The organism is Mesorhizobium sp. B2-5-7 (assembly GCF_006440875.1).
Classification (GTDB): domain Bacteria; phylum Pseudomonadota; class Alphaproteobacteria; order Rhizobiales; family Rhizobiaceae; genus Mesorhizobium; species Mesorhizobium australicum.
This window is the reverse complement of the sequence record NZ_VFUO01000002.1, coordinates 866,595-891,543: the sequence shown is the minus strand read 5'-3', so window position 1 is coordinate 891,543 and position 24,949 is coordinate 866,595. Positions and strand designations below refer to the sequence as shown.

The window sequence follows — 24,949 nt, the reverse complement described above, 5'->3', positions numbered from 1 at the left end:
GCGAATGGCCGACGATTTCTGAAACCGGAGTGTCGATGCGGACCTGGAAGCAAATTGTCGTTGCGCTTGTGATCGTGGTCGCCGCCGCGGCCGCCTGGGCACGCTTCTATCCAGGCGCGCCGGCAGTGCTGGCGCGCTGGGGGATGGATTGGGCCTACGCGGCAACGCCTCCCGCCGGAAGCGGTGCGGACGGCGCGAAACAGGCTGGCAATCGCAATGGAGTCCGGCAGGTCAACGTCGTCGCCTTGCCTGCCGGTACGGCCACCATAAACGACCGCCTGCAAGCGATCGGCACCGGCCGTGCCAACGCCTCGGTGACCGTCAATCCCTACAGTTCCGGCCGTCTTGCCGAGTTGCTGGTCGAATCCGGCACTCATGTCGACAAGGGACGGATCATCGCAACGCTCGATTCCGAGACGGAGATCATCGCACAGGACCGCGCCAAGCTTGCCTTGCAGGATGCTCAGTCCAAGCTCGACCGCGTCAAGTCGCTGCGTGCCTCCAACGCGGCGACACCGGTCGCGGTCGCCGATGCCGAAGTGGTTCTGGCCGGCGCCAAGCTGGCGCTTCAGGATGCCGAGCTTGCACTGCAGCGCCGCTCGATCCTGGCGCCGATCACCGGCACGGTCGGCATCCTGCCGATCTCGGCCGGCAATTACGTCACCAACCAGTCGGCGATAGCCACGCTTGACGACCGGTCCTCTATCCTGGTCGATTTCCAGGTGCCCGAGCGCTTCGCCGCCGCCGTCAAGGTCGGCGCGCAATTGACGGCGACGCCGATCGCCAATCCGAGCAACGCATACACCGGCACGGTTTCGGCGATCGACAATCATATCGACGAAAAGAGCCGCACACTTCTGGTCAAGGCCACCATCGCCAATCCGGCCGATTCGCTGCGCGCCGGCATGTCGTTCTCCATCACCATGAAATTCCCCGGCGAGACCTATCCGGCCGTCAGCCCGCTGGCGATCCTCTGGGGTTCGGACGGCGCCTATGTCTGGCAAGTCGAGGACGGCAAGGCCAGGCGCGTGCCGGTGCGCATCATCCAGCGCAACACCGAGACCGTATTGATCGACGCGGAGATCGACAGCGGCGACATGGTGGTCACCGAAGGCACCCAAAGTGTCAGCGAAGGCGGCGAGGTTCGCATCGCGGGCCAGGAGCAGCGCGCCACCAACGCCGCGGAAGGCTCATGACCGGCTCCGTCAACGCCGCCAGCGATACCGGCTTCACCGCACTGTTCATCCGCAGGCCGGTCATGGCGTTCGTGCTGAACACCCTTATAGCCGTTGCCGGCCTCGCTGCCTTCTACGGTGTCGAGATCCGCGAACTGCCCGACGTCGACCGCGCCGTCGTCACGGTCTCCACGACCTTCGAAGGCGCGGCCGCCGAAACCGTCGACCGCGAACTGACCGACACGATCGAGGGCGCCGTCGCCCGCGTCTCCGGCGTCAAGTCGATCTCATCTTCCTCCTCCTTCGGCTCGAGCCGCGTCACCATCGAGTTCAACGACGGTGTCGATCTCAATGTCGCCGCCTCGGATGTGCGTGATGCCGTCGGCCGGGTCGCCAACCAGATGCCCGATACCGCCGATCCGCCGCGCATCGTCAAGGCCGATGCCAATTCCGACGCGGTGATGCGGCTGGCGGTGACTTCGGACACCATGTCGATCCAGGACATGACGGTGGTGGTCCAGGACCAGATCGAGGACGAACTGGCCGCCGTGCCCGGCGTCGCCGACGTCCAGGTTTATGGCGACCGCGACAAGATCTTTCGCATCGATGTCGACCAGAACAAGCTCGCCAGCCTCGGCTTCACGGTCGCCGACCTCCGGGCGGCGCTTGCCTCCGTCGCCTTCGATTCCCCGGCCGGGTCGATCACAACGACCAACCAGGACCTGATCGTCCGCACCACGGCCGACGTGACGACGCCCGAGGAATTCGAAAACATCATCATCGGCGGCACGACGCGCATCCGCGATGTAGCGACCGTCACGCTCGGCCCCGATGTTGGCCAGACGACGCTGCGTTCGGACGGCAAGACCGGAATCGGCCTCGGCATTATCCGCCAGGCGGAATCGAACACGCTGGACATTTCGACGGGTGTCCAGGCCGCCGTCGCCAAGCTGCAGGAGAACCTGCCCAAGGGCATGTCGATCAAGATCACCAGCGACGACGCTGTCTTCGTCAAGGGTGCGGTGCACGAGGTCGAGATCGCGCTTGGGCTGTCGGTTACCATGGTGCTGATCGTCATTTACATCTTCCTGCTCGACTGGCGCGCCACGCTCATCCCCGGCCTGTCGATGCCGGTCGCCATGATCGGCACCATCGCCGCCATCTATCTGGCCGGCTTCTCCGTCAACATCCTGACGCTGCTCGCTTTGGTGCTGGCGACGGGCCTTGTCGTCGACGACGCCATCGTCGTCTTGGAAAACATCGTGCGACGCCGCAACGAAGGCATGGGGCCGCGTGCGGCGGCCGTGCTCGGCGCGCAGGAAGTGTTCTTCGCCGTCGTCGCCACGACACTGACGCTTGTCGCCGTCTTCGTGCCGATCTCGTTCCTGCCCGGCCAGACCGGCGGCCTGTTCCGCGAATTCGGCTTCGTGCTTGCGATGTCGGTGCTTCTGTCCTGCGTGGTCGCGCTGACGCTTTGCCCGATGCTTGCTTCGCGCATGCTGACCAGCGCGCCGCTTCACCACGAAGGCGGCGAAGGCGTCGGCGCTCGCATCGGCGGCGTCTTGAATGCCGGCTACAAGCGCGCGCTGCACGCTTGCCTCGACGCGCCCTGGATCGTGGTTCTGGTCGCGGTGCTGTTTGCCGGCGTCGCCTTCGCGCTGTTCGGCACCATCCGCCAGGAACTGACGCCGACCGAGGACCGCGCCGCCGTGCTGTTGCGTATCAACGCCCCGCAAGGCGTCAGCCTCGACTACACGACGCAGCAGATGCAGAAGATCGAGCGGCTGATCCAGCCGATGCGCGATTCCGGCGAGATCCGCTCGACCTTCGAAAACGCCGGCCAGAACGGCTCCTACAATTCGGGCTTCATGGTGATGACGCTGGCGCCGTGGGACGAGCGCAGCCGCAGCCAGCAGGAGATCATGGCCGAGATCAGTCAGTTGACCAGGCAGGTGCCCAGCGTGCGGATCTTCCCGGTCCAACCCAACAGTCTCGGCATCCGCGGCGCCGGCAACGGCCTGCAATTCGCTCTGGTTGGCAACGACCGGAAGGCGCTTGGCGATGCAGCGATCAAGATCATCGCCGAAATGCAGAAGGATGAGCGCTTTCAGACGCCGCGCCTGTCGATCGACCCGACGCAGCCGCAACTGGCCGTAGCTATAGATCGTGAGCGCGCCTCCGATCTCGGCATCGACATCACGGGGCTCGCCAACACCATGCAAGCCATGCTCGACGGCAACGACGTCGTCGATGTCTACATCGCCGACCGCAGCTACGGCGTGAAACTGGTCTCGACCACCAATCCGATCAACGATCCGACCGACCTGGAAAATGTCTTTCTCAAGACGGCGGATGGCCGCTTCGTGCCGATGTCGACCATCGCCACCCTGACCGAGCGCGCCGTACCACCGTCGCTGTCGCGCGAACAGCAGCAGCCTTCGGTGGCGATCACCTCGAACCTCTCTGGCAATTTCGCGCTTGGCGATGCGCTGACACGCGCCGAGCAGATCGCCACGCCGCTCCTGCCGCCCGGAAGCCGCATCCTGCCCCTGGCCGAGGCTGCGACTTTGGGTGAAACCAACAGCGCCATGGTCACCATCTTCGGCTTCGCCCTGGTCATCATCCTCCTGGTGCTGGCCGCCCAGTTCGAGAGTTTCGTCAGCGCCGTCATCATCATGGCGACGGTGCCGCTCGGCCTTGCCTGCGCCATTTTCGCGCTGCTGCTTTCAGGCACCAGCCTCAACGCCTACAGCCAGATCGGCCTGGTGCTGCTGGTCGGCGTCATGGCCAAGAACGGCATCCTGATCGTCGAATTCGCCAACCAGCTACGAGATCGGGGCCTGGGCGTGCGCGAAGCGATCGAGCAGGCTTCCACCATCCGCCTGCGGCCGGTGATGATGACGATGATCTGCACCATACTTGGCGGTGTGCCGCTCGTGCTGGCCGCCGGCGCGGGCGCCGAGGCACGCGTGGCGCTCGGCTGGGTCATTGTCGGCGGGCTTGGCCTGGCCACCATCTCGACACTGTTCCTGACCCCGGTCGCTTATCTCCTGCTTGGCCGCTTCGTCACGCCGAAGACCCATGAGGAAGCACGGCTGAAGCGCGAACTCGAGGAAGCCGCCTACACCAATGTGGAACCGGCGGAATAGAGATACCTATTTCAGCAGCCGGCCCTCGATCGACCAACGCGCGGCAAGGAAGTTCAGCACGGCCGCCACGATGACCCCGCCGATCTTTGCCGGCCAAACACCGCCGATGCCGGCGAAGAGTGCGATCGACAGGCTGGACACGCCGAGCGAAATTAACGCCCCAGCCGAGACGAAGCGCAGGAAGGCATCATGCAGCCGAATGGCGTGATTGCGTTCGAACGACCAGAAGCCATTCGCCACGAAAGAGAAGACGACGGCAATCGACCACGAGATGACATTGGCGGACAGCGGCGGGGCGTGCAGCTTGAGCAGCAGGAAAAAACCGGCAAGGTCTATGGTCGTATTTGCCAGTCCGACCAGCGCAAAACGGACGATCTTACTGCCGGTCGAACGCCGCTGAACGCCATTCATTCCCTGCCGTCCAATATCTCGACACCGGCTCGGGCCAGGCTCGCGCCGAACGCATCCGAAGCCAGAACGCCGAATTCCACTTCGCGCACGCCTTGCATCGGGTCACGCGCGCAGAGCGTTTGGTCCACATGGCCGGGGTGGCACATGAACAGCCCACGGTCCGACAGCGCCTCGACGGCAGCCTCCAGCAGGGGGGCGAACTTTTCGGGTTGCCGCCAGTCATAGATGCCGGCGAGCGGCTTCAAAACGGCAAAGCCGGCGCGCTGCATCGATTGGTTGAAGCCGGCGGCCAGGGCAGCGATTGCCGCGATTTTCGGTGCGGCGGCGGCATCGCTCAGCGCCGGAGCGCCGCGCAGCACCGGCCTGCCGGCAGTGTCGGGAAAACGTGTCCGCAGCCAGCCGCGCACGACAGGCAGGAAATGCACGTGCTGATGACCGTCGACGAAGTCGGGCTTGCGGCCCAGCGCCTCGACGAAACGGCTATATTGCGCGTCGAGTTCGGCATGGACGTCGCGCTCGTCGATCCGCCCGCGCAGGATCGGCAGGGCCAGCGAACGAAGCGGCGGCAACCGGCCCTCGGGCGCCAGGCTCGATTTGCCTGTGACCGCTGGCTGGTCCGTAAGGGTCAGGTGCAGCCCGATCGCCGCGCGGCCGCGCAGCGGCTTTATGCGCGCTGCCGCCTCGGCCCATTCCGGAAAACCGGTCATGCAGCTGGTGCCGGTCAGGCGTCCGCGGTCGAGCAGGTCGAGAATGCCGGCGCAAACCCCTGGTGCCAGCCCGTAGTCATCGGCGATCAGGCGAATGCGCCGCGTCATCCGCGGGACGCGCCCGGCGGCTTGTCGGGAGCGGTCTCGCTGAGCACCACATCGCGCACCAGATAGACCGGACGGTCCTTGCTCTCCGACAGCGTGACCCAGACATATTCGCCGATCAGGCCGAGCAAGGTGAGGTTGAGACCGCCGAGCAGCACGACGGCGACCATCAAGCTGGGGTAACCAGGCACGGCAACGCCGTAGAACATCACCTCGAAGAACACTTTGGCGCCGTAAACGACGCCCGCCAGCGCCGCCAGCATCCCGCTCAAGCTGATGATGCGCAGCGGAATGACGGAAAACGATGTAAACCCTTCCAGCGAAAAGGCGATCAGGTTGAGCCGGCTCCATTTCGACGTGCCGATGGCGCGGTTTTCCGGCGAATAGGGTATGGCTTTCTGACGGAAACCGGCCCAGGCGAACAGGCCCTTGTTGAAGCGCCGCTTGTCGCGCAGGCTGGTCAGCGCGCGCACCACGGGACCGCGCATGACGCGGAAATCACCGGCGTTCTCCGGAATGTCGAAACGCTGGCTGCTGTTGATCAGGCTGTAGAAAAGTCGCGCCAGCTGGCTGCGCCGCCAGCTCGCCTCGCGGCGGTCGTTCTGCGCGTATACGACGTCGATGTCTGGGCTTTCCACCAGCTCGGCGATCATCTTCAAGCTGATATCCATGGAATGCTGCAGATCCGAATCCATGATCAGCACCATGTCGCCCCGCGACTGGTCGAGGCCGGCGAGCACCGCGACCTCCTTGCCGAAATTGCGGCTGAGGCGAACGATCTCCCACGATCCCGACAGGGCTTGCGAAAATCGCCTGGCGCCATCGTCGAGGCTGCCGTCGTCGACCAGGATCTTGTGGACGGCCATGCCGAAACGGCTTGATACCGCTTCCTCGAGCCTGTCGAGCAGGGCGGCAAAGGCCGGCGCCGATTGCGCCTCGTTGAAGAAGGGCGCCACGATGTCGAGTTTTTGACGCGGATCAGCCATGTGCAACGGGTCCGACGCTCACGATCTTTTCGCGCGCCTTGGCCCAGAACCACCAGATCAGCGAACAGGCGATGAAGGTGACCGCGATCGGCCGGAACCAAGGGTAGAAGAAATCATGCATGTGGCGCTCGACGCTGGTCAAACCTGTGAGGAACAATACCGTCGACAGCACCGAGGCCAGGACGCCGCCACGCTCCTCCCGCCACAGTGTGGCGATAGCGAGGCCGGCGGGCACGGCGATCATGGCATAGGTATTTGGCTCGACACGCGGATTGAAGACGCACATGTAGAAGGCAGCCGCCAGGAAGATCGCCAGTGCGGCTATTCCAGGCTGGAGCTTGCGGTCGAACCAGAGGACGGTCGACAGCGTAAGCAATGCCCCGACGATGCGCACGATCGTGGCGGCGAACTCAGGCATGGGCAGCCCGGCCGAGGTGAAAGGCGCCGTGAAGTCGGTAGGGACAAAGTGGCCGGACTTGTCGACGGCCATGGAGGTCAACATGCGGGCGAAATCACCGTACTGCTGGTTGAGGTACCCGGCAGGCGCGAACGCGTACGGTATGGCCAGTACCAACAGCACTGCCAGCACGAGCACGGGTATCAGCCGCAGGCGCAGGGCTCCCACCAGCAAAAGCATGATGATCGCGGTCGGTTTGGCGATGATGGCGACCGAAGCCCAGAAGAAGGTTTCGGCGCGCCGCCCTTCGAGCGCCGACAGGGTCAGGAGCCAGCAGGCCGCGGTCAAAAGGATCGTCGCCTGGCCGTTGCGGATGGCACCCAGCGCCATCGGCAGGGCAAGGAAGAGGCCGAAGGAAAGCAGCCATGGCAATTCCTCACCGCCGATTTTGCGCACTTGCCGCATCGCCGCGAAGGTGAGCGCTGCGAAGCCCACCACATGCCACACCACGCCGCCCAGATAGGGTCCGAGCTTCAGCACCGGCAGGTAAAGCGCGGCGAAGGCTGGTGCATACAGGTACCCCATCTCGGATTGAAGATTGTACAGCGGCCGCCCGGTCAGGAACGCTTCGCTGCCATATCCATAGGCCTGCGTCACCGTGCGCGTGCCGGGCGACCATAGCACCAGGCCGAGAACGATCAGGAATGCCCCGATCCATATGCCCAGCCCCAAACGATCGAAAACCGGCTTGGAAATCGTCATCAATTCACCCCGCACGCCATTGGGGAAGACGCCTCAGCCTTGGCGCCGTCCCGGCATTCGATGGCGGCGACATATCACGGACAAAGCGACGAGGCATAGGGGCCGAAAGACGCGGCGATCAATTTCGGGGATTGTCAAGGATGGTCGACCGAACTGGAAAAAGCGTCCAGAAAGCCTGCGATCGCCCTTCCGGCGCCGCATAAGACGGCATCAGGGCCGGATGAACACCTTGCCGTTGGGCTTGGCCAGTTCCGCCGGCATTCGCGCCATTGCCTCGGCCAGCGGAATGACCGCCGTCACGTCGGTCGACCAGCGTCCGTCGGAAAAACGCTTCTGTGCCTCGAGGACCGCCGGACCTCGCCGATCCCTGGATTGCCGCATCCACTCGCTCAACCAGAAGCCTTCGATGTGCTTGTGCTGGAAGATCAGCTGGCCAGGCTCGCGGATGATCGTTGCCTCGGGATCAAGCCGGCCGTAGATGATCCAGCGCGCCCTTTTTGGCATCGCGTTGAAGATGGCTGACGCCAGCGGCCCGGTGACGGCATCGAGGAAGATGCGCGGCTGTTCGGCCTTCATCACCTCGCGCAGCGTGGCCTCGAAATCAGGCACCTTCTCGTTGAGGACATGCGCCGCTCCAAGTTGTTTCAGCAACGCGATCTGCTCGTCACGGCGCACCGTGACAACAGGCCGAAACCCTTCCTCCCTCGCCAGCCCGATGATCAGCTTGCAGAGCTGGCTCGCACCGGCGGTCATGACGAAGGCCTTTTCGCCTTCCTGCTTGACGATGTCGAACATGGCGATCGCGGTCAGCGGATTGACGATCATCGCAGCGCCATCCTCGTCTCGAACCGTATCGAGAAGCGGAATGCAGGCCGCCGCCTCGGCGACGGCATATTCAGCCCACGAGCCCCAATTGCTCAGACCGGTGGCGAAAGCGACGCGCTTGCCGACAAGGCTCTTGGGATAGGGCTCCTCGCTGCCCGCGACGACCGTGCCGACACCCTCGAAGCCGGCCGGACGGCCCATAACGCGCGGCTGGCCGTACTGGCCCTTGATGAAGGCGACATCCGATGGATTGATCGAAGCGAGGCTGACCTTGATCAGCACTTGGCCAGGTCCGGGCGCAGGCACAGGGATGCTGCCCGGCTCGAGATACGGCTCCATCGCCTCGAGCGCACTGCCGCTCGGCGTGCTCGTATAGCCGTCACCGACCAAGAGCAGCGCCTTCATTTCGGAGGGGATCGTCATTGACGGTATTCCTTGTTTGTCAGCGGCAACGCTGCCGGGCAGCGCTCAGATCTTTTCATGCGTGTATTTCTTCAGCTCCATGCGTGCCACCTGCCGCCGATGCACTGCATCGGGCCCGTCGGCGAGGCGCAGCGTCCTGAGATGCGTCCACGAGCGTGCGAGAGGCGTATCCTGACTGATGCCTTGCGCGCCGAACATCTGCACCGCCTCGTCGGTGACCTTGAGCGCCACGCGCGGCGCGATGACCTTGATCTGGCTGATCCAGGGGGCCGCGGCCCGCGAGTCGCCCTGATCGATCATCCATGCCGCCTTGAGGCAGAGCAGCCGGGCCATCTCGATCTCCATGCGACATTCGGCAATGATGTCGAGATTGGCGCCGAGTTTCGCCAGCTTCTGGCCGAAGGCCTCGCGGCGTAGGGAACGCTGGCATAGCATCTCCAGCGCCATCTCGGCCTGGCCGATGGCGCGCATGCAGTGATGGATGCGGCCGGGGCCGAGCCGGCCTTGCGCGATTTCGAAGCCCCTGCCCTCGCCGAGGATCAGGTTCGACGTCGATATCCGCACATTGTCGAAGCGAAGATGCATGTGGCCATGCGGCGCGTCATCGTCGCCATAGACCTGCATCGCCCGGACCTTGGTCACACCCTTCGCGCCCGAGGGAACCAGGATCATCGAATGGCGGCGGTGCTGTGGCTCTTCATCGCCGGCGGTCCGCACCATGACGATGTAAATGGCGCAGCGCGGGTCACCGGCACCCGACGCCCACCATTTCTCGCCGTTGAGCAGATAGTCGCCGCCCTGTCGCTCGCAGCGCATGGAAATGTTGGTGGCGTCGGAGGAGGCGACGTCCGGCTCCGTCATGAGATAGGCCGAGCGGATCTTTCCGTCCAGCAGCGGCTCGAGCCATTCCCGCTTGTGCTCGGCCGAGCCGTAGCGTTCCAGAACCTCCATGTTGCCGGTGTCGGGTGCCGAGCAGTTGAAGGTTTCGGCGCCCAGATGCGCCTTGCCCATCTCCTCGGCCAAATAGGCGTATTCGACGGTGGACAGGCCGTAGCCGCGCTCCGAGCCGGTCAGCCAGAAGTTCCACAGGCCGCGCTCCCGTGCGGTCTTCTTCAGCCCCTCAAGGATCTCCCCCTGGCGCTTGCTGTAGACCCAACGGTCGCCGGCCTTGCCGACCTCGCTCAGGAATTCCTTGTCGAGCGGCATGATCTCGTCGCGCACCATGGCCGCGACGCGGGCGTGGATCGGCTTCAACCGTTCGGTCATGCCGAGATTCATCTCCGTCATCGGTCGCTAACCCTTCATGCAGGCCGGGCATTTTGTCAGTGGCAAGGATGACCGTACTTCGGATAGCCTTGTCAACGCGAACTGTTTGCCCGCAGGCCGTGCGGAGGATTGTCATGAGCTATCTGGACGAGCTGTTTTCGGTCACCGGCAAGACCGCGCTGGTGACGGGAGCCGCGACCGGCATCGGCCGCATGGCGGCGACCGCGCTGATCAAGGCCGGCGCCAGCGTGATGATCGCCTCGCGCAAGGGCGAGGACTGCATCAAGGTGGCCAGTGAGTTGAACGGGCTTGGCGCTTCGGGCCAAGCGGAAGGTTTTGCCGGCGACGTCTCCAGCGAGGCCGGCATTGCCGCCTTGGTCGGCGAGGTCAAGGCGCGCACCGGCAAACTCGATATCCTCATCAACAATGCCGGCGTGTCCTGGGGTGCGCCGCTGGAGAGCTTCCCTTATTCGGCATGGGCCAAGGTGTTCGGCGTCAATGTCACCGCGGTTTTCCATCTGACGCGCGAATTGCTGCCGCTGCTCGATGCCGCCGCCAGCGACGAAGATCCTGCCCGCGTGATCAATCTGGGCTCGGTGATGGGAACGCAGCCGCTGGCCGACGACGCCTATTCCTACACCGCCTCCAAGGCGGCCGTTCATCACCTGACACGCACGCTGGCGCTCGAATTCGCCGGCCGCCGCATCACCGTCAACGCCTTTGCCCCCGGTCCCTTCCAGAGCCGCATGACCGCATTTGCCACCGGCACGGACGAGCAGGCCAGGCATGTCGGCGGCCATGTCCCGATCGGCCGCATCGGCACACCGGATGACATTGCCGGCGCAACGCTCTATTTGTGCAGCCGTGCAGGCAGCTATGTCACCGGCGCCATCCTTCCGATCGACGGCGGGCAGTCGGTGCAGCATGGGTTGACCTTGTTCAAGGAATGACATTTTCCGGCCGCAGAAGCCGGAGGTGAACTGGAGGACATGAGCGTGGAACCAATCAGTCTCGATGTGCTTCTGGCCAGTGTCGGCAAGGAGGTCGGCGTTTCGCCCTGGCGGGTGGTCACGCAACGCATGATCGACCAGTTCGCCGACGCCACCGACGACCACCAGTTCATCCACTGCGATCCGGAGCGGGCCAAGCGCGAAACGCCGTTCGGCGGCACCATCGCGCATGGCTTCCTATCGCTGTCGCTGCTGTCGGCGATGACGTTCGAAACCATGCCGCCGCTGGAAAACGGCAAGATGGGCGTCAATCACGGTTTCGATTCGCTGCGCTTCCTCGCCCCGGTGAAGACCGGCGCGCGCATCCGCACCCGTTTCGTGCTGGCCGACGTCAAGGTCAGGCCGTCGGGCTGGGTGCAGACGGCGCACGACGTGACCATCGAGATCGAAGGCTCCAAAAAACCGGCGCTCACCGCCCGTTGGCTGACGCTGACCTTGCTTGAACGCCAGCCCGAGACAGCATGAACGACGCCAACGCGCTCGACCAGGCGACGCTCGCGCCTTACCTCGACGCGCATATCCCGGGTTTTTTCGGACTCGCGGCCATCGAAAAATTCAAATCCGGCCAATCCAACCCGACCTATCTCCTGACGGCGGCAAGCGGCCGTTACGTGCTGCGCGCCAAGCCGCCAGGCCAACTCCTGAAATCGGCTCACCAGGTAGACCGCGAATTCCGTGTGATGAAGGCGCTTTCCGGCACCGCCGTACCAGTGCCCGAAATGCTGCACCTGTCGACCGAGGATTCGCCCATCGGCCGCATGTTTTACGTCATGGATTTCCTCGACGGCCGCATCTTCTGGGATCCGGCACTGCCGGAGGCGTACGGCAACGAGGAACGCGCCGCGATCTACGACGCCATGAACGCCACGCTCGCCGCCCTGCACGATGTCGATGTCAAGGCCGTGGGTCTTGGCGATTTCGGACGCCCCGGCAATTACTTCGAGCGGCAGCTGGCACGCTGGACCAGCCAGTACCGTGCTTCCGAAACCGGTATCATTGCCGACATGGACCGGCTGATCGCCTGGCTGGAAACCCACCTGCCGGTCGATGACGGCCTGATATCGCTGGTGCATGGCGACTATCGGCTGGACAATCTGATCTTTGCGCCGGACCAGCCGAGGGTACTGGCGGTGCTCGATTGGGAATTGTCGACATCGGGCCACCCCTTCGCCGACATCGCCTATCAATGCATGCAATGGCGCCTGCCGCATGCCTCCGGCTTTCGCGGCCTTGGCGGCATCGATCGCCCGGCCCTCGGCCTGCCCTTGGAAGAAGACTATGTCGCTGCCTATTGCCGGCGGCGCGGCCTCGCCGGCATCGGCAACTGGACGTTCTTCCTCGCCTTCTCCTTCTTCCGCCTGGCGGCAATCTGCCAGGGTGTCTACAAGCGGGCGCTGGACGGCAATGCTTCCAATCCGGAAAAAGCCAGGACCTATGGCGAGGCGGTGAAGCTGCTGTCGCACCTCGCCGCCGAGCTGATCGACAAGGAAGACTAAGCAATGGGCCGCTTTGATGGAACCACGGTGCTGATCACGGGCGCGGCCGGCGGCCTCGGCCGTGGCGCCGCCAAGGGCTTTGCCGCCGAAGGCGCCCGGCTGGTTCTCTCGGACCTGGATGAAACGGCCCTGATGAGTTTCGCCGAGACGCTCGATACCGGGACCGCGATGCTGGCAGGCAACATTGCCGAGGAGGCACTGTCGGAAGCGCTGGTGGCGCTGGCCTTGGAAAAATTTGGCCGCCTGGATGTCGCCGTCAACAATGCCGGCATCGTTCAGAGTTTCGTGCGCCTGCCGCAGGTTCCATCGGACGAAGCCCGCCGGGTGCTCGAGATCGACCTGCTCGGCGTCTTCTACGCCATGAAGCACCAGATCCCGCAAATGGAGCGGCAGTTCAAGGCGACCGGCAAGGGCGGCGCCATCGTCAACATTGCCTCGGCCGCCGGCCTTTCGGGCGCGCCGAAGCTTTCGGTCTATGCAGCCGCCAAGCATGGCGTGATCGGCCTGACCCGGTCGGCGGCGGTCGAATATGCCAGCAAGGGTCTGCGCATCAATGCCATCTGCCCCGCCCACACCAGAACGGGCATGATAGACGGTTTCGTGAGCGTCTCCGGCATTCCGGAGGCAGAGGCGTTGGCCGAGCTGACCCGTGGCATACCGATGAAGCGCGTGGCGGAAGTCGACGAGATCACCACGGCCATCCTGTTTGCCGCCGACCCAGCCAATTCCTTCATGACCGGCCATGCGCTGGCCATCGATGGCGGTGTCGGCGCGATCTGACGCCTGCCGCATGGGAACCCGCGGCGCCCTTGTCCGTTTCCGTACAGCGTATATAATTTAGCCAGGCACCAACCAGACAAGGGCAACGGACTTGCCGCTGAGCGTCCGGAAACGCCGCGAGAAACAAAAGGCCGAACTGCGCTCGGAGCTTGTCGCGGCCGCGCACAAGCTCGTCCAGGAAGAAGGCTATGAAGGCTTGACCATCCGCAAGCTGGCCAAGCGGGTCGGCTATGCGCCGATGTCGGTCTATTCCTACTTCGCCGACAAGCAGGACATCCTGTTCGCCCTGGCCGAGGACGCGTTCGAAACGCTCGCCCGACGCATCGAGGAGCACCCGTCCGACGATCCGATCGAGGCCTTGCAGGCGGTCATGACCGAATATGCCGCCTTCGGGCTCGGCAACCCCAACGAATACCGCACCGTCTTCATGACCGAAAAGACCAAGCTGCCGGAAGGCAGGAGCTACGAGGACATGGAGGAAAGCAACCCCGCAATGAAGGCGCTGATCAGCAGGGTCGAGGCCTGTGTCGCCGCCGGCAAATTGCATGGCGATCCACGCGCCATCGCCACCATATTGTGGGCCGTCGGCCATGGCACGATCTCGCTTTTGATCACCTTCCCCTTCTACCCGTTCGGCGACCCGCAGGCTTTCGTGAAGCGGATGTGCGACTTCACCCTTGCCACGCTCAGCACGCAATATGTGCCGCCACTGACCGAGACACCGGTCAACTGCTGAGCGCTATATCCTTTGTTCTCCCAGATTCCGCATAGCCCCGAGCCCGCCGCGGCGAGTTTCTTGGTTAACAAAAAACTACCGTACGCGTACGATTTTCTCTTGAACTTCGCGATCGACGGACGTATTTGTACGAACCAGCGTACATGTACGGAAAAGAATTCACCCGCCGAAACCGGAGACAGACCATGAAAAAGACACTCCTCACCCTCGCCGCCGTGCTGGCACTTTCGGGCTCCGCCTTTGCCGCCGACGCCACCCACGCGGTCAAGCACGTTCCCGCCGCGACCTGCGTCGACACCAAGACCAATGTGAAGCTCGATTGCGCTTCGACCGGCTCGGTCGGCAAGAAGGCCTCCACGGAAGCCACGACCGACGGCAAGGGTCCCCGGCTCGGCATCACGGTGAACCCGTGGATCATGCCGAGCGCCTACTGAGATTTTCGGAGAGTCGGTTCTGGCCGGCTCAGCCGGCCAGATGATGATTTCAGCCGATCGAGACCGGCAGCTTGGTCGCTGAACTTTCGAAGGCCGCGTCGATCAGCCTTTGCATGTCGGCGGCCCGCCGGAACGACGGATCGCCGTTCTGTCCCGTGTCCAGCGCATCGACAAAGCGCCGGGCGTTGTGCTTGACGCCAGGTGGCGTCAGCGTCCGCCAACGGTGCTGATCGACGTCGTCACCCAGGCAAGCGGACAGTTTCGAAACCTTGCCGTCGGTCTCGACCTTGATCGCGCCCTTGGTACCGTGCAGGGCCAGCGACAAATCATTGCCGTGGCCTGTCGTGTAGCGGCTGGCCATGATCGTGGCCAGCGCGCCTGAACCGAGCCGCGCCGTTATCGCCAAGCTGTCATTGACGTCTAGCACATAGTCGCCGATGCGGTCGCCCTCCGCCTTCGGAAACGTCACCAGATCGGCATGCAGGCTGACGATATCCTCGGCCGCCCCATAGGTCGCGAAGTCGAGGATATGGATGCCGACGTCGCCCAAAACACCTGTCGAACCGTGCCGGCCCGACAGGCGCCACAGCCATTTGTCGTCGATCCGCCAATCGCCCCAGAACTTGCTGACCAGCCAGCTCTGCCGGTAGCTCGCCTCGACATGGCGCAACTCGCCGATCTCGCCGGCTTGCACCATGCGCCGCGCCTCGTGGATCACCGGAGTGTTGCGATAGGTCAGGTTGACCATGTTGACGAGCCCGGCCGCCTCGGCGGCATCGCTCATCGCAAGCGCATCGGCGTGGTTCGGCGCCAGCGGCTTTTCGCAGAACACATGTTTCCCGGCGGCCAGCAGGGCCAGCGTCGTCGCCTTGTGAACCCGGTCGGGCGTGGCGTTGATGGCGGCATCGAACTCGCCCCAAGCGATCGCCGCATCGAGGCTTTCAAAGAAAGTGCCTATTTTGTTGGCGGCTGCGAACGCCGCCGCGCGGCCCGGCAGGTGGTCGACGCATGCGACGATGGCGCAGCCCGGGACCTGACCGAACTCCTCGATATGATGCGCCGCGATCCAACCGGTGCCGAGCAAGAGCAGGCGGTGCATCAGCTCAGCCCCCTGTCACCGTCCGCATGCAGGCGCAGGCCTTTCTGGACGATCTTCTCCTTGGCCTTGTCCGTCGGCACGTTTGGCGCATTGGTGATGCCGGACCAGGCCGGGGCCGGGTTATGCGCCCAATGCACGGCGTTGCGCAGCACCTGCTGAACGCCTTCATTGTGATAGATCGGATAGGTCTCATGGCCCGGCGAGAAGTAGAAGATTTTTCCCGCCCCGCGCTGATAGGTCAGCCCCGATCGGAACACCTCGCCGCCTTCGTACCAGGAGATAAATACCGTCTCCAGCGGCTCCGGCACCGCGAACGGCTCACCATACATTTCCGTCTCGCCGATCTCCAGGCATTCGCCGATGCCTTGCGCGATCGGGTGGCCGCGGTTGATCGCCCAGACACGCTCGCGCTCGCCCGCCTCACGCCATTTCAGCGAACAGGGCGTGCCCATCAGCCGCTTGAAGATCTTCGAGTAGTGGCCGGAATGGAGCACGATCAACCCCATGCCTTCCCAGACCCGCTTCTGCACGCGCTCGACGATCTCGTCCTTGACCTCGCCGTGGGCGGCATGGCCCCACCATAAAAGCACGTCGGTGGCGGCTAGGCGCGTCTCGCTCAGGCCATGCTCGGGTTCCTGTAAGGTGGCGGTGGTCGCTTCGACGCCCTTGTCCTGGTTGAGTGCGGCGGCAATGGTGCCATGCATACCCAGCGGATAGAGGTCGCGCACGGCGGCATTGGTCTGTTCATGGACGTTTTCACCCCAGACAACGGCTCTAACAGGCATTTTTCCTCTCCAAAGCGCTTTGAATATCGCATCCACGGAGGTCTTGGGAAGAGGCCGTCAGCCAAAAATTCTGAAATCAGGGTTTGCGGGTCTTGCGGCCGGGGACGGTCTTGGCCTTGCCGGGTTTCGCCGGTGCTCCAGGAATGGACGACCCGGTAATCGACACGGGATCGCTGGCCGGGAACGTGTCCTCGAGGCCTTCCTCAAGTTCCTCTTCGGCGTTGGCCTCGTAATGCCGCTCATGTTCGAGCGAACGGACCGCCGCGGTTTTCGGCGATTTCGGCGCGGACTTCGACGGCATCGGCATCTCTCCCTCGACTGTCGCCGCTCAACGGACGCGGGCGGCAAACGTTCCGGGGTCAGCCGGCGGCGTCGCGGGCTCCCTCGGACAGGAAAGTAAAGACATAGTCCGAGAAGGAACGCCAGCACTCGACCCGGAAGGCCTCGTCGGCCGTGCGCAGCAGCACGATCTCGGCCTTGCCGAGAATGGTGCGCGAAGCGGCGCCCACCGGGAAGGCGTCGAGCGACAGGTCCTGCGGGCAGCCCGAATTGATCGCGGCTTCCGCCGCCGGACCGGCGACTAAAATCGCGATGTTGCGATGCGAGATGCCGACCGACGAATGCAAGGCGGAAACTCCTGCGCAATCGGCGAGTGGGTCCTTGCCGGCCTCGTCGATGACAAGCCACTCGTCCGGGCCAAGCCACAACGCCGTACGCCCGCCCTTCGACGCCGAGGTTTTCGGCTTCTTCGGCAAGGTCAGGCCGAGCGCCTTCGACAAAGCGGCGACTGAAGCCTCCGGGGCGCGCAGCGAGATACGCTCGGCCGGCGGCAGCACTTCGACCTTGACACTCGTTGCGGAGACAGTGCGCCCGGCCAATGCCGGACGCCGCTCTGCTGATGATGAAGCCATCGTGGCCGTCTTTGCAGCAGCCTTAGCCATTGAGGCGCCCTCCCGTCTCGTCGAAGAACACCATGCCGGTAACCTCCACTTCGATCACCCCGTCCGGCATCGGCACATAGAGCGTGTCGCCCATCCGGTCACGCCCGCCGGCGACCAGCGCCAGCGCGATGGAACGGCCGCAATTTTGCGACCAATAGCTCGACGTGACATGGCCGAGCATCTTCATCGGGATCGCCTGCTTGGGATCCTCGACGATCTGCGCGCCTTCTTCCAGCACCACCTTTGGATCCTTGGTCTTCAGGCCGACCAGTTGCTTGCGCCCCTTGGCTACGAGATCAGGCCGCGTCAGGCCGCGAATGCCGACGAAATCGGCCTTCTTCTTGCCGACCGCCCAGTCGAGGCCGGCATCGTTTGGCGTCACCGTACCGTCCGTATCCTGGCCTACGATGATGTAGCCCTTCTCGGCGCGCAGCACGTGCATCGCCTCGGTACCATAGGCGGCGGCGCCATGCTTCTGGCCCTCGGCCCACAACGCTTCCCAGACCGCCTGGCCATGGTCGGCCGGCACATTGACCTCGAAACCGCGCTCGCCGGTGAACGACATGCGGAACAGCCTCGTCGGCACGCCGCAGATCTTGCCCTCGCGCACCGACATGTGCGGCAGCGCCTCGTCGGACATGTCGATGCCTTCGACCAGCGGCGCGATGATGTCGCGCGACTTCGGCCCCTGAACGGCAATGACCGCCCACTGCTCGGTGATCGAGGTCAGCCAGACATTAAGATGCGGGAACTCGGTCTGGAGGTAATCCTCCATGTGGTTCATGACGCGCGGCGCGCCGCCCGTCGTCGTCGTTACATGGAAGCGGTCCGGCGCCAGCCTGCCGACGACGCCGTCATCATAGATGAAGCCGTCCTCGCGCAGCATGATGCCATAGCGGCAGCGGCCGGGCTCCAGCTTCTCCCACGGATTGGTGTAGAGCAGTTCCATGAACTTCGCCGCGTCGGGGCCGACCACTTCGATCTTGCCCAGCGTCGAGGCATCGAACAGGCCGGCCTGGTTGCGGACCGCGACGCATTCGCGGTCGACCGCCGCATGCATGTCCTCGCCTGCCTCGGGGAAGTACCAGGCGCGCTTCCACTGGCCAACATCCTCGAACACCGCGCCTTGCGCCTCGGCCCAGGGATGGATCGCGGTTCTGCGTGTCGGGTCGAACAGCGGCCCACGCGCGTGGCTGACGATCGCGCCGAAGGTGACAGGCGTGTAGGGCGCGCGGAACGTGGTCAGGCCGACTTCCGGGATCGGCTTGCCCAGCGTTTCGGCGGCAATCGCCAGTCCGTGCATGTTAGAGGTCTTGCCCTGGTCGGTCGCCATGCCGTTGGTGGTGAAGCGCTTGACATGCTCGATCGAGCGCATGCCTTCATGCACCGCCTGGCGGATGTCCTTGGCGGTCACGTCGTTCTGGAAATCGACGAAGGCTTTCACCGTCGTGTCCGGCCCGGCGCCGGGGCCAGCACCCAGCATGCCGCGCGACCAGCTTTCCGAGGCTTCGACCTTCGGCTTGGCGCCCTTGGACGCCTTGCCGCCTGTTTCTTTCGCCGCCTTGGCGCCCGCCGCATAGGCCTCGTCCACGGTCGTCGTCAGGCCGTCGGTGCCGTTGCAGGCGCCGACCGACACGCAGTCCTGCGCGTAGGTGCCGGGCACGAAGCGCTTGGTCTCGTCGTTGAAGGCAACCTTGCCGCGCGATTGCGAGAACAGATGCACCGACGGCGTCCAGCCGGCGGACATCAGGATCGCATCGACGGGAATAGTGCGTTCGCCGCCGCCATTCTTCGGCTGCACCGTCATCGACGACACGCGTAGCTTGCCGCCGGCGCGGATCACTGCACGGCCGAAATTGATCTCGATGCCGAGGGCCCTGGCCTCATCGATCACCGGGCCGGTCGGGTTGTCACGCAAATCAACGATCGCCGCCACGTTGATGCCGGCCTTCTTCAGGTCGATCGCGGCGCCGTAAGCCGAATCATTGGCGGTGTAGACGCCGACATTCCGGCCGACCGCGACACCATAATGGTTGAGGAAGGTGCGCGCCGCACCCGCCAGCATGATGCCAGGCCGGTCATTGTTGGCAAACACCATGTGGCGCTCGATGGCGCCGGAGGCCAGCACCACGCGCTTGGCGCGGACCTGCCAGAGCCGTTCGCGCGGCAGATCGTGGCCGGGGACCTTCAGGTGATCGCTGACGCGCTCGACCAGACCGACGAAATTCTGCGCGTAATAGCCGAACGCCGTGGTGCGCGGCAGCACCCGGACATTGTCCATCGCGCTCAGTCTGGCGATCGCCGCTTGTGCCCAGGCAAAGCCGTCCTGGCCGTCGATCTTCGCACCAGATTCGAAGCGCAGGCTGCCGCCGAACTCGGCCTGCTCGTCGGCCAGGATGACGCGCACGCCGGTCTCCGCCGCGGCAAGTGCCGCCGCGATGCCGGCCGCGCCGCCACCCAGCACCAGCACGTCGCAATGGGCGTAGCGCGAGGAATAATGGTCGGGATCGGGTTTGTCGGGCGAAACACCGAGGCCGGCGGCTTCGCGGATCTTGGGTTCGTAAAGGCTCTTCCAGGCCGCCTTCGGCCACATGAAGGTCTTGTAGTAGAAGCCGGCCGAGAACAGCGGCGAGGCCAGGTCGTTGACCGCGCTGACATCGAAGGACAGCGACGGCCAGCGGTTCTGCGAATTGGCGGCGAGCCCGTCATAGAGCTCCTGCACGGTGGCGCGCACGTTCGGCGTCTTGCGCGCGTCGTCGCGCACGATCTGCACCAGCGCGTTCGGCTCCTCCGCGCCGGCCGACAGGATGCCGCGCGGGCGGTGGTACTTGAACGATCGGCCGACCAGATGCACGCCATTGGCGAGCAGCGCCGATGCCAGAGTGTCCCCCTCGATGCCCGCGTAGGACTGGCCGTCGAAGCTGAACCGCGCGGTCTTGGCCTGGCTAAGGCGTCCGGCGCCGGGAATGCGCAACGCGCCGCTCATTTCGCTACTCCGGGCAGCTTGGAGGGTTTCGGTTCGCCGGCCTTGTAGGTCATGACGAACTTGTCAGTCACGGTGTCACGCACCGCGTTGAAGAAGCGCGCGCAGCCATGCATGTGGCGCCAGCGCTCATAGATAATGCCCTTTGGATTGGAGCGGATGAAGAAGAACTTCTCGAAGTCGTCGTCGCTCTCGCCTGATATGTTGGCCGAGCGTGCGATGTGCGCCTCGCCGGCGTTGCGGAATTCGAGTTCCGGGCGCTCTTCCTCGCAATAGGGGCAGCGGATGAGAAGCATCGTGTTTGTTCCTACAATTCGCCGTGGCCGACGCGCGCGCCAGCCGGTTGATCGCAAAGCTTCTGGCCCATGGTCATGAAGGGAGCGACGAGCCGCAGCCGCTCCTCGACGCTCGTCGCCGCGCTGAACAGATCGCGGTTGGCCATGTTGCCGAGCGTCAGCTGCATCGGATCTGTCGTAACGATGACGCCACGCGGCTGGAAATCCTCGTCTTCATCCAGCCCATGCGGCCTGCCTTCGAAGAACATCACCACTTTCTGGCCGACACTCCAGACGCAGGCGAGCATTCCCTCGTCGACAGAAAACGGCCAGCCGGTCTCGTTTCCCGCACGGCTGATCGGCTGCAGCCGCACTTCGTGCGCCGTCGGAACATGGAACATGCCCTGTTCCCCCGCCAGCATCAGCGGCACCGCGACTGCCACCTCGGCCATCATCATCAGTGCGCCACCGCCGCGGCCGCCGCCTCGTCGATGAGGCGGCCTGTGCGGAAGCGCTCGATGGTGAAGGGCGCGTTGATCGGGTGCGGATCGTCCTTGGCAATGGTGTGGGCAAAGACATGCCCGGACCCCGGCGTCGCCTTGAAGCCGCCCGTGCCCCAGCCGCAATTGACGTAGAGGCCGGGCACCGGCGTCTTGGCCAGGATCGGCGAGCGGTCGGGTGTGACGTCGACGATGCCGCCCCACGACCGCAGCATCTTCATGCGCGTGAAGATCGGGAACATTTCGCAGATGGCGTCGAGCGTATGCTGAAGAATGTGCAGCCCACCGGTCTGCGAATAGGAGACATACTGGTCGGTGCCGGCGCCGATCACCAGTTCGCCCTTGTCGGACTGCGAGATATAGGCGTGCACCGTGTTCGACATCACAACGCAAGGCACGACCGGCTTGATCGGCTCCGACACCAGCGCCTGCAGCGGATAGCTTTCCAGCGGCATGCGCACGCCGGCCATGTTCATGATGACGGAGGAGTGTCCGGCGGCGACGACGCCAACCTTCTTGGCGCCGATGAAGCCGCGCGTCGTGTCGACGCCCGTCACCGCGCCATTGGCGGCCCGCTTGACGCCGGTCACCTCGCAGTTCTGGATGATGTGCACGCCGCGCGCCGAGGCGCCGCGCGCATAACCCCAGGCGACCGCGTCATGGCGCGCCGTGCCGCCACGACGCTGCAGCGCCGCACCGACCACCGGATAGCGTGCGTCCTTGGAGGTGTTGAGCGGCGGGCAGAATGCTTTCGCCTGCTCGGGTGTCAGCCATTCATTGTCAATGCCGTTGAGCCGGTTGGCGTGCACATGGCGCTTCAGCACCTGGATGTCGTGCACATTGTGCGCCAGCATCATGACGCCACGCGCCGAATACATGACGTTGTAGTTGAGCTCCTGGGAGAGCCCGTCCCAGAGCTTCAGCGCATGGTCATAAATCCCGGCGCTCTCGTCATAGAGATAGTTGGAACGGATGATGGTGGTGTTGCGGCCGGTATTGCCGCCGCCCAGCCAGCCCTTTTCCAGCACCGCGACATTGGTGATGCCGTGCACGGTCGCGAGGTAATAGGCGGTTGCCAGCCCATGGCCGCCGGCGCCGACGATGATAACGTCGTATTCCTTCTTCGGCTCCGGCGAGGACCATTGTTCCTCCCAGCCCTTGTGGCCGCGCATGGCCTCGCGGGCGATGGCGAATACCGAATATTTCTTCACGTTCCAGCCTCGCAAATGGCAGCCGGGCATTCATCATCAAGCCCCGGCGCGCGAGGTGTATCACTAGCGAAACAGCGCTGCCACCCTTGCGCTGTTTGCGACGGCGCTTGCCGTTTTGCGCCGCGCTGAAAAAGAGCTATCCGGCCTGGCCCCCATGATTGCCTTCAGTCACACTTCTCGGCGCTGGGGTTCGGAGGATGATGATGGGCAACGCCTGGTGGAATCTCACATTGCGCTTCCTGCTGGAGCTTGCCGCCTTGCTTGGCCTCGGCACGGCAGGCTGGAGCCTTTCGGACGAAGCGTGGCGTTGGGTCCTCGCCATTGCCCTGCCGCTCGCCGCAGCCGCGGCATGGGGTATCTTCGCGGTCCTCAACGATCCAAGCCGGTCGGGCCGGGCACCGGTGCCTGTACCGGGCGCTATCAGGCTGGCGCTGGAATTCATCGTCCTGTTCGGCGGCGCCGCGGGTTTCCATTTGGCGGGCCATACCATTACGGCCATCATCATGGCCTTGCTGATCGTCATCAGCTACGCGTTCTCGCTGGATCGTCTGGCATGGCTGCTGCGGCAGTAGTGGCGCGGATCTCTGCAGCTTTCGGGTGGCTGCTGTTCTGCCGATTTGCGACCAAGCATCCGATCGCCGGCGAAGCTGGCGCGAAGGACAAGGATGCCAAACATGCTCGCACTCGCCAACAAGATCGCCATCGTCACCGGTGCCAGTTCCGGCATCGGCCGCGCCACGGCAAAGCTGTTCGCCGAGGAAGGCGCCAGGCTCGTCATTTCCGCTCGCCGCCGAGCGGAGCTCGATGCACTCGCAGTCGAAATCGAGGACGCCGGCGGCACGGCCGTCGCTCTCGCGGGAGATGTCACCGACGAGACCTATGCGAAAGCCCTCGTCGAGCTGGCGGTCGGCAGCTTCGGCGGCCTCGACATCGCATTGAACAATGCCGGCTCCGTCGGACTGATGGGCTCCGTCCCCGACATGTCGGCACAGACATGGCACGGGACGATGGATACCAATCTGACCAGCGCCTTTCTCGGCGCGAAGTATCAGATACCGGCCATGCTGGAGCGCGGCGGCGGCTCGCTGATCTTCACATCGAGCTTTGTCGGTTACACCGCCGGCATGCCCGGCATGGCCGCCTACGCTGCCGCCAAGGCAGGCCTGATCGGTTTGACGCAGGTGTTGGCCGCCGAATATGGACCGAAGGGACTGCGCGTCAACGCGCTGCTGCCGGGTGGCACCGACACACCCGGTGCGACGACGACCACACCCGAGGCCCGCGCCTTCGTCGAGGGCCTCCATGCCCTGAAACGCATGGCCCAGCCGCAAGAGATCGCCCGCTCGGCGCTTTACCTTGCCTCTGACGCCTCGAGCTTCACCACGGGTACCGCGTTGTTTGCCGATGGCGGTGTGTCGATCAACCGGACGTGAAGGATTTTTGCGGTGAACGGGCCTGTTCGTCGTTGTGACGCAGGCCGCCGCTCTTGCTTTTTCGGCGCGATTTGGCGATTCCGTTTCCTGTCGAAACGGGTCTTCTTGCCAAGACGGGTTGTGAAACCATGATGCTGGTCCGAACCTATGTCGCCCAGAGCGCAATCGAAGGCGTCGGCATGTTCGCCGCCGAACCAATCCGGAAGGGCGCCTCGATCTGGCGCCTGGATCCGGATTTCGACCGGCTGATTCCGATGGACAAATATGAGGCCGCACCCCAGCCCCTGAAGGAATTGCTCGACCGCTATGCCTATCCGAGCCCGGACAAGCCCGGTTTCATGGTCTACGAGGTCGACAATGGCCGCTTCATGAACCATTCGGCGACACCGAACACCGACTTTTCGCAATATGGCGGTGCGACCGCGACCCGGGATATCGCCGTCGACGAGGAGATCACCTGCGACTACGGTGAGTTCTTCGAGGATTTCGAGCGGCTGCACCTGGCGACGGCGTAACGGGCACACTATCTCAAGGCGACGTGGCAATTTGGCTGTCGTCTCTCATTTCGACTGTGGACAGCGAGGCTTGATTCTGCTATCAGCCGCCACAATTCGTGGTGTCGAGCGCCGCGGAGGCTTGCGGCTATGGCTGCTTGCCTGTTGATATCAAACCCGAAAGACAGGATTGCCCGTGCAGGTACTCGTCCGCGACAATAACGTTGATCAGGCGCTTCGCGCGCTCAAGAAGAAGATGCAGCGCGAAGGCATTTTCCGCGAAATGAAGATGCGCGGCCACTACGAGAAGCCTTCCGAGAAGCGCGCCCGTGAAAAGGCCGAAGCCGTTCGCCGCGCCCGCAAGCTGGCCCGCAAGCGCGCACAGCGCGAAGGCCTGCTGCCAATGACCCCACGTCCGGTCGCTGCTGGCGGTGCCGCCGGTGCAGCGCGTCCGCCGCGCTGACTATCGCCAATATTTCGTCCTTTTCGAAGGATACCAGGGTGGCGCGATGCGGAATCGCCGCCACCCTTTTATTTTGATGTGACCGGCCCGGAGGGGGGAACCG

General features: G+C 64.2%; 26 protein-coding genes. 12 read left to right on the top strand and 14 right to left on the bottom strand.

Going from position 1 to position 24,949, the window contains the following annotated elements:
* Positions 1-35 precede the first annotated feature (35 nt).
* Together FJ543_RS11865 and FJ543_RS11860 are read left to right on the top strand one after the other, a co-directional pair.
* Entirely contained in the window at positions 36-1,196 is a 1,161-nt protein-coding gene (locus tag FJ543_RS11865; protein WP_140618750.1) for an efflux RND transporter periplasmic adaptor subunit, read from the top strand.
* On the top strand, positions 1,193-4,324 hold the full coding sequence (locus FJ543_RS11860) for an efflux RND transporter permease subunit (protein WP_140875167.1): 3,132 nt from the start codon (positions 1,193-1,195) through the stop codon (positions 4,322-4,324). Before FJ543_RS11865 ends, FJ543_RS11860 begins: the two co-directional genes overlap by 4 nt.
* A gap of 6 nt (positions 4,325-4,330) precedes the next feature.
* Here FJ543_RS11860 and FJ543_RS11855 read toward each other — a convergent pair whose 3' ends face one another.
* The 6 genes from FJ543_RS11855 to FJ543_RS11830 form a co-directional block, all read right to left on the bottom strand.
* Positions 4,331-4,735 (bottom strand): GtrA family protein, encoded by a 405-nt coding sequence (locus tag FJ543_RS11855; protein WP_140875165.1) that lies wholly within the window; start codon positions 4,733-4,735, stop codon positions 4,331-4,333.
* On the bottom strand, positions 4,732-5,550 hold the full coding sequence (locus tag FJ543_RS11850; RefSeq protein WP_140618756.1) for a ChbG/HpnK family deacetylase: 819 nt from the start codon (positions 5,548-5,550) through the stop codon (positions 4,732-4,734). The genes FJ543_RS11855 and FJ543_RS11850 overlap by 4 nt, the downstream gene beginning before the upstream one ends.
* Positions 5,547-6,533: a glycosyltransferase family 2 protein gene (locus tag FJ543_RS11845; RefSeq protein ID WP_140618757.1), complete on the bottom strand. Its 987-nt coding sequence runs from the start codon at positions 6,531-6,533 to the stop codon at positions 5,547-5,549. The genes FJ543_RS11850 and FJ543_RS11845 overlap by 4 nt, the downstream gene beginning before the upstream one ends.
* Positions 6,526-7,692, bottom strand: coding sequence for a glycosyltransferase family 87 protein (locus tag FJ543_RS11840; protein ID WP_140661753.1), 1,167 nt, complete (start codon positions 7,690-7,692; stop codon positions 6,526-6,528). The genes FJ543_RS11845 and FJ543_RS11840 overlap by 8 nt, the downstream gene beginning before the upstream one ends.
* A gap of 210 nt (positions 7,693-7,902) precedes the next feature.
* Positions 7,903-8,940: a zinc-binding dehydrogenase gene (locus FJ543_RS11835; protein ID WP_140875163.1), complete on the bottom strand. Its 1,038-nt coding sequence runs from the start codon at positions 8,938-8,940 to the stop codon at positions 7,903-7,905.
* 45 nt (positions 8,941-8,985) lie between these two features.
* The gene (locus FJ543_RS11830) at positions 8,986-10,227 is read right to left on the bottom strand and encodes an acyl-CoA dehydrogenase family protein (protein WP_015315793.1); all 1,242 of its coding nucleotides are present in this window, start codon (positions 10,225-10,227) and stop codon (positions 8,986-8,988) included.
* Positions 10,228-10,340: 113 nt separating this feature from the next.
* Between FJ543_RS11830 and FJ543_RS11825 the strand changes: the two genes are divergently transcribed.
* The 6 genes from FJ543_RS11825 to FJ543_RS11800 all read left to right on the top strand — a co-directional run bounded on the left by FJ543_RS11825 (position 10,341) and on the right by FJ543_RS11800 (position 14,662).
* Positions 10,341-11,156: an SDR family oxidoreductase gene (locus FJ543_RS11825; RefSeq protein WP_140618764.1), complete on the top strand. Its 816-nt coding sequence runs from the start codon at positions 10,341-10,343 to the stop codon at positions 11,154-11,156.
* Between the two features lie 39 nt (positions 11,157-11,195).
* Complete coding sequence (locus tag FJ543_RS11820) at positions 11,196-11,681, top strand: MaoC family dehydratase (protein WP_023770549.1); 486 nt, start codon at positions 11,196-11,198, stop codon at positions 11,679-11,681.
* Positions 11,678-12,712 carry a phosphotransferase gene (locus FJ543_RS11815; protein WP_140875162.1) on the top strand — a complete coding sequence of 345 codons (1,035 nt, stop codon included), beginning with the start codon at positions 11,678-11,680 and terminating at the stop codon, positions 12,710-12,712. Before FJ543_RS11820 ends, FJ543_RS11815 begins: the two co-directional genes overlap by 4 nt.
* 3 nt (positions 12,713-12,715) lie before the next feature.
* On the top strand, positions 12,716-13,492 hold the full coding sequence (locus FJ543_RS11810; RefSeq protein WP_140618768.1) for an SDR family oxidoreductase: 777 nt from the start codon (positions 12,716-12,718) through the stop codon (positions 13,490-13,492).
* Positions 13,493-13,583: 91 nt separating this feature from the next.
* A complete protein-coding gene (locus FJ543_RS11805) occupies positions 13,584-14,228 on the top strand; it encodes a TetR/AcrR family transcriptional regulator (RefSeq protein WP_140875160.1) in 645 nt (214 codons plus the stop codon).
* 185 nt (positions 14,229-14,413) lie between these two features.
* On the top strand, positions 14,414-14,662 hold the full coding sequence (locus FJ543_RS11800) for a DUF680 domain-containing protein (RefSeq protein ID WP_140875158.1): 249 nt from the start codon (positions 14,414-14,416) through the stop codon (positions 14,660-14,662).
* Positions 14,663-14,711: 49 nt separating this feature from the next.
* Here FJ543_RS11800 and FJ543_RS11795 read toward each other — a convergent pair whose 3' ends face one another.
* The 8 genes from FJ543_RS11795 to FJ543_RS11760 all read right to left on the bottom strand — a co-directional run bounded on the left by FJ543_RS11795 (position 14,712) and on the right by FJ543_RS11760 (position 22,456).
* Positions 14,712-15,761, bottom strand: coding sequence for a Gfo/Idh/MocA family oxidoreductase (locus FJ543_RS11795; RefSeq protein ID WP_140875156.1), 1,050 nt, complete (start codon positions 15,759-15,761; stop codon positions 14,712-14,714).
* Positions 15,761-16,546, bottom strand: coding sequence for a ThuA domain-containing protein (locus tag FJ543_RS11790; protein ID WP_140875155.1), 786 nt, complete (start codon positions 16,544-16,546; stop codon positions 15,761-15,763). Before FJ543_RS11790 ends, FJ543_RS11795 begins: the two co-directional genes overlap by 1 nt.
* Before the next feature lie 76 nt (positions 16,547-16,622).
* Complete coding sequence (locus tag FJ543_RS11785; RefSeq protein WP_140721260.1) at positions 16,623-16,847, bottom strand: hypothetical protein; 225 nt, start codon at positions 16,845-16,847, stop codon at positions 16,623-16,625.
* Positions 16,848-16,905: 58 nt separating this feature from the next.
* Positions 16,906-17,487 (bottom strand): sarcosine oxidase subunit gamma, encoded by a 582-nt coding sequence (locus tag FJ543_RS11780; RefSeq protein WP_015315783.1) that lies wholly within the window; start codon positions 17,485-17,487, stop codon positions 16,906-16,908.
* The gene (locus FJ543_RS11775) at positions 17,480-20,473 is read right to left on the bottom strand and encodes a sarcosine oxidase subunit alpha (protein ID WP_140875153.1); all 2,994 of its coding nucleotides are present in this window, start codon (positions 20,471-20,473) and stop codon (positions 17,480-17,482) included. The genes FJ543_RS11780 and FJ543_RS11775 overlap by 8 nt, the downstream gene beginning before the upstream one ends.
* Complete coding sequence (locus FJ543_RS11770; protein WP_015315781.1) at positions 20,470-20,766, bottom strand: sarcosine oxidase subunit delta; 297 nt, start codon at positions 20,764-20,766, stop codon at positions 20,470-20,472. The genes FJ543_RS11775 and FJ543_RS11770 overlap by 4 nt, the downstream gene beginning before the upstream one ends.
* An 11-nt stretch (positions 20,767-20,777) precedes the next feature.
* Positions 20,778-21,200, bottom strand: a complete 423-nt coding sequence (locus tag FJ543_RS11765) for a hypothetical protein (RefSeq protein WP_140875554.1) — start codon at positions 21,198-21,200, stop codon at positions 20,778-20,780.
* A gap of 2 nt (positions 21,201-21,202) precedes the next feature.
* Positions 21,203-22,456 (bottom strand): sarcosine oxidase subunit beta, encoded by a 1,254-nt coding sequence (locus FJ543_RS11760; protein WP_140661744.1) that lies wholly within the window; start codon positions 22,454-22,456, stop codon positions 21,203-21,205.
* Between the two features lie 230 nt (positions 22,457-22,686).
* Here FJ543_RS11760 and FJ543_RS11755 point away from each other — a divergent pair, with 230 nt between their 5' ends.
* The 4 genes from FJ543_RS11755 to rpsU all read left to right on the top strand — a co-directional run bounded on the left by FJ543_RS11755 (position 22,687) and on the right by rpsU (position 24,846).
* Positions 22,687-23,028, top strand: a complete 342-nt coding sequence (locus tag FJ543_RS11755) for a DUF2568 domain-containing protein (RefSeq protein WP_224622283.1) — start codon at positions 22,687-22,689, stop codon at positions 23,026-23,028.
* A 102-nt stretch (positions 23,029-23,130) separates the two neighbouring features.
* Entirely contained in the window at positions 23,131-23,889 is a 759-nt protein-coding gene (locus tag FJ543_RS11750; RefSeq protein WP_015315777.1) for an SDR family oxidoreductase, read from the top strand.
* Positions 23,890-24,017: 128 nt separating this feature from the next.
* Positions 24,018-24,404: an SET domain-containing protein-lysine N-methyltransferase gene (locus FJ543_RS11745; protein ID WP_140661742.1), complete on the top strand. Its 387-nt coding sequence runs from the start codon at positions 24,018-24,020 to the stop codon at positions 24,402-24,404.
* Between the two features lie 175 nt (positions 24,405-24,579).
* Positions 24,580-24,846 carry a 30S ribosomal protein S21 gene (gene rpsU, locus FJ543_RS11740; protein WP_010911429.1) on the top strand — a complete coding sequence of 89 codons (267 nt, stop codon included), beginning with the start codon at positions 24,580-24,582 and terminating at the stop codon, positions 24,844-24,846.
* Positions 24,847-24,949 lie beyond the last annotated feature (103 nt).

Coding starts and splice junctions, on each gene's coding strand:
- FJ543_RS11865 (WP_140618750.1), top strand. CDS start 36: ATGCGGACCTGGAAGCAAATTGTCGTTGCGCTTGTGATCGTGGTCGCC.
- FJ543_RS11860 (WP_140875167.1), top strand. CDS start 1,193: ATGACCGGCTCCGTCAACGCCGCCAGCGATACCGGCTTCACCGCACTG.
- FJ543_RS11855 (WP_140875165.1), bottom strand. CDS start 4,735: ATGAATGGCGTTCAGCGGCGTTCGACCGGCAGTAAGATCGTCCGTTTT.
- FJ543_RS11850 (WP_140618756.1), bottom strand. CDS start 5,550: ATGACGCGGCGCATTCGCCTGATCGCCGATGACTACGGGCTGGCACCA.
- FJ543_RS11845 (WP_140618757.1), bottom strand. CDS start 6,533: ATGGCTGATCCGCGTCAAAAACTCGACATCGTGGCGCCCTTCTTCAAC.
- FJ543_RS11840 (WP_140661753.1), bottom strand. CDS start 7,692: ATGACGATTTCCAAGCCGGTTTTCGATCGTTTGGGGCTGGGCATATGG.
- FJ543_RS11835 (WP_140875163.1), bottom strand. CDS start 8,940: ATGACGATCCCCTCCGAAATGAAGGCGCTGCTCTTGGTCGGTGACGGC.
- FJ543_RS11830 (WP_015315793.1), bottom strand. CDS start 10,227: ATGACGGAGATGAATCTCGGCATGACCGAACGGTTGAAGCCGATCCAC.
- FJ543_RS11825 (WP_140618764.1), top strand. CDS start 10,341: ATGAGCTATCTGGACGAGCTGTTTTCGGTCACCGGCAAGACCGCGCTG.
- FJ543_RS11820 (WP_023770549.1), top strand. CDS start 11,196: ATGAGCGTGGAACCAATCAGTCTCGATGTGCTTCTGGCCAGTGTCGGC.
- FJ543_RS11815 (WP_140875162.1), top strand. CDS start 11,678: ATGAACGACGCCAACGCGCTCGACCAGGCGACGCTCGCGCCTTACCTC.
- FJ543_RS11810 (WP_140618768.1), top strand. CDS start 12,716: ATGGGCCGCTTTGATGGAACCACGGTGCTGATCACGGGCGCGGCCGGC.
- FJ543_RS11800 (WP_140875158.1), top strand. CDS start 14,414: ATGAAAAAGACACTCCTCACCCTCGCCGCCGTGCTGGCACTTTCGGGC.
- FJ543_RS11795 (WP_140875156.1), bottom strand. CDS start 15,761: ATGCACCGCCTGCTCTTGCTCGGCACCGGTTGGATCGCGGCGCATCAT.
- FJ543_RS11790 (WP_140875155.1), bottom strand. CDS start 16,546: ATGCCTGTTAGAGCCGTTGTCTGGGGTGAAAACGTCCATGAACAGACC.
- FJ543_RS11785 (WP_140721260.1), bottom strand. CDS start 16,847: ATGCCGTCGAAGTCCGCGCCGAAATCGCCGAAAACCGCGGCGGTCCGT.
- FJ543_RS11780 (WP_015315783.1), bottom strand. CDS start 17,487: ATGGCTAAGGCTGCTGCAAAGACGGCCACGATGGCTTCATCATCAGCA.
- FJ543_RS11775 (WP_140875153.1), bottom strand. CDS start 20,473: ATGAGCGGCGCGTTGCGCATTCCCGGCGCCGGACGCCTTAGCCAGGCC.
- FJ543_RS11770 (WP_015315781.1), bottom strand. CDS start 20,766: ATGCTTCTCATCCGCTGCCCCTATTGCGAGGAAGAGCGCCCGGAACTC.
- FJ543_RS11765 (WP_140875554.1), bottom strand. CDS start 21,200: ATGATGGCCGAGGTGGCAGTCGCGGTGCCGCTGATGCTGGCGGGGGAA.
- FJ543_RS11750 (WP_015315777.1), top strand. CDS start 23,131: ATGCTCGCACTCGCCAACAAGATCGCCATCGTCACCGGTGCCAGTTCC.
- FJ543_RS11745 (WP_140661742.1), top strand. CDS start 24,018: ATGATGCTGGTCCGAACCTATGTCGCCCAGAGCGCAATCGAAGGCGTC.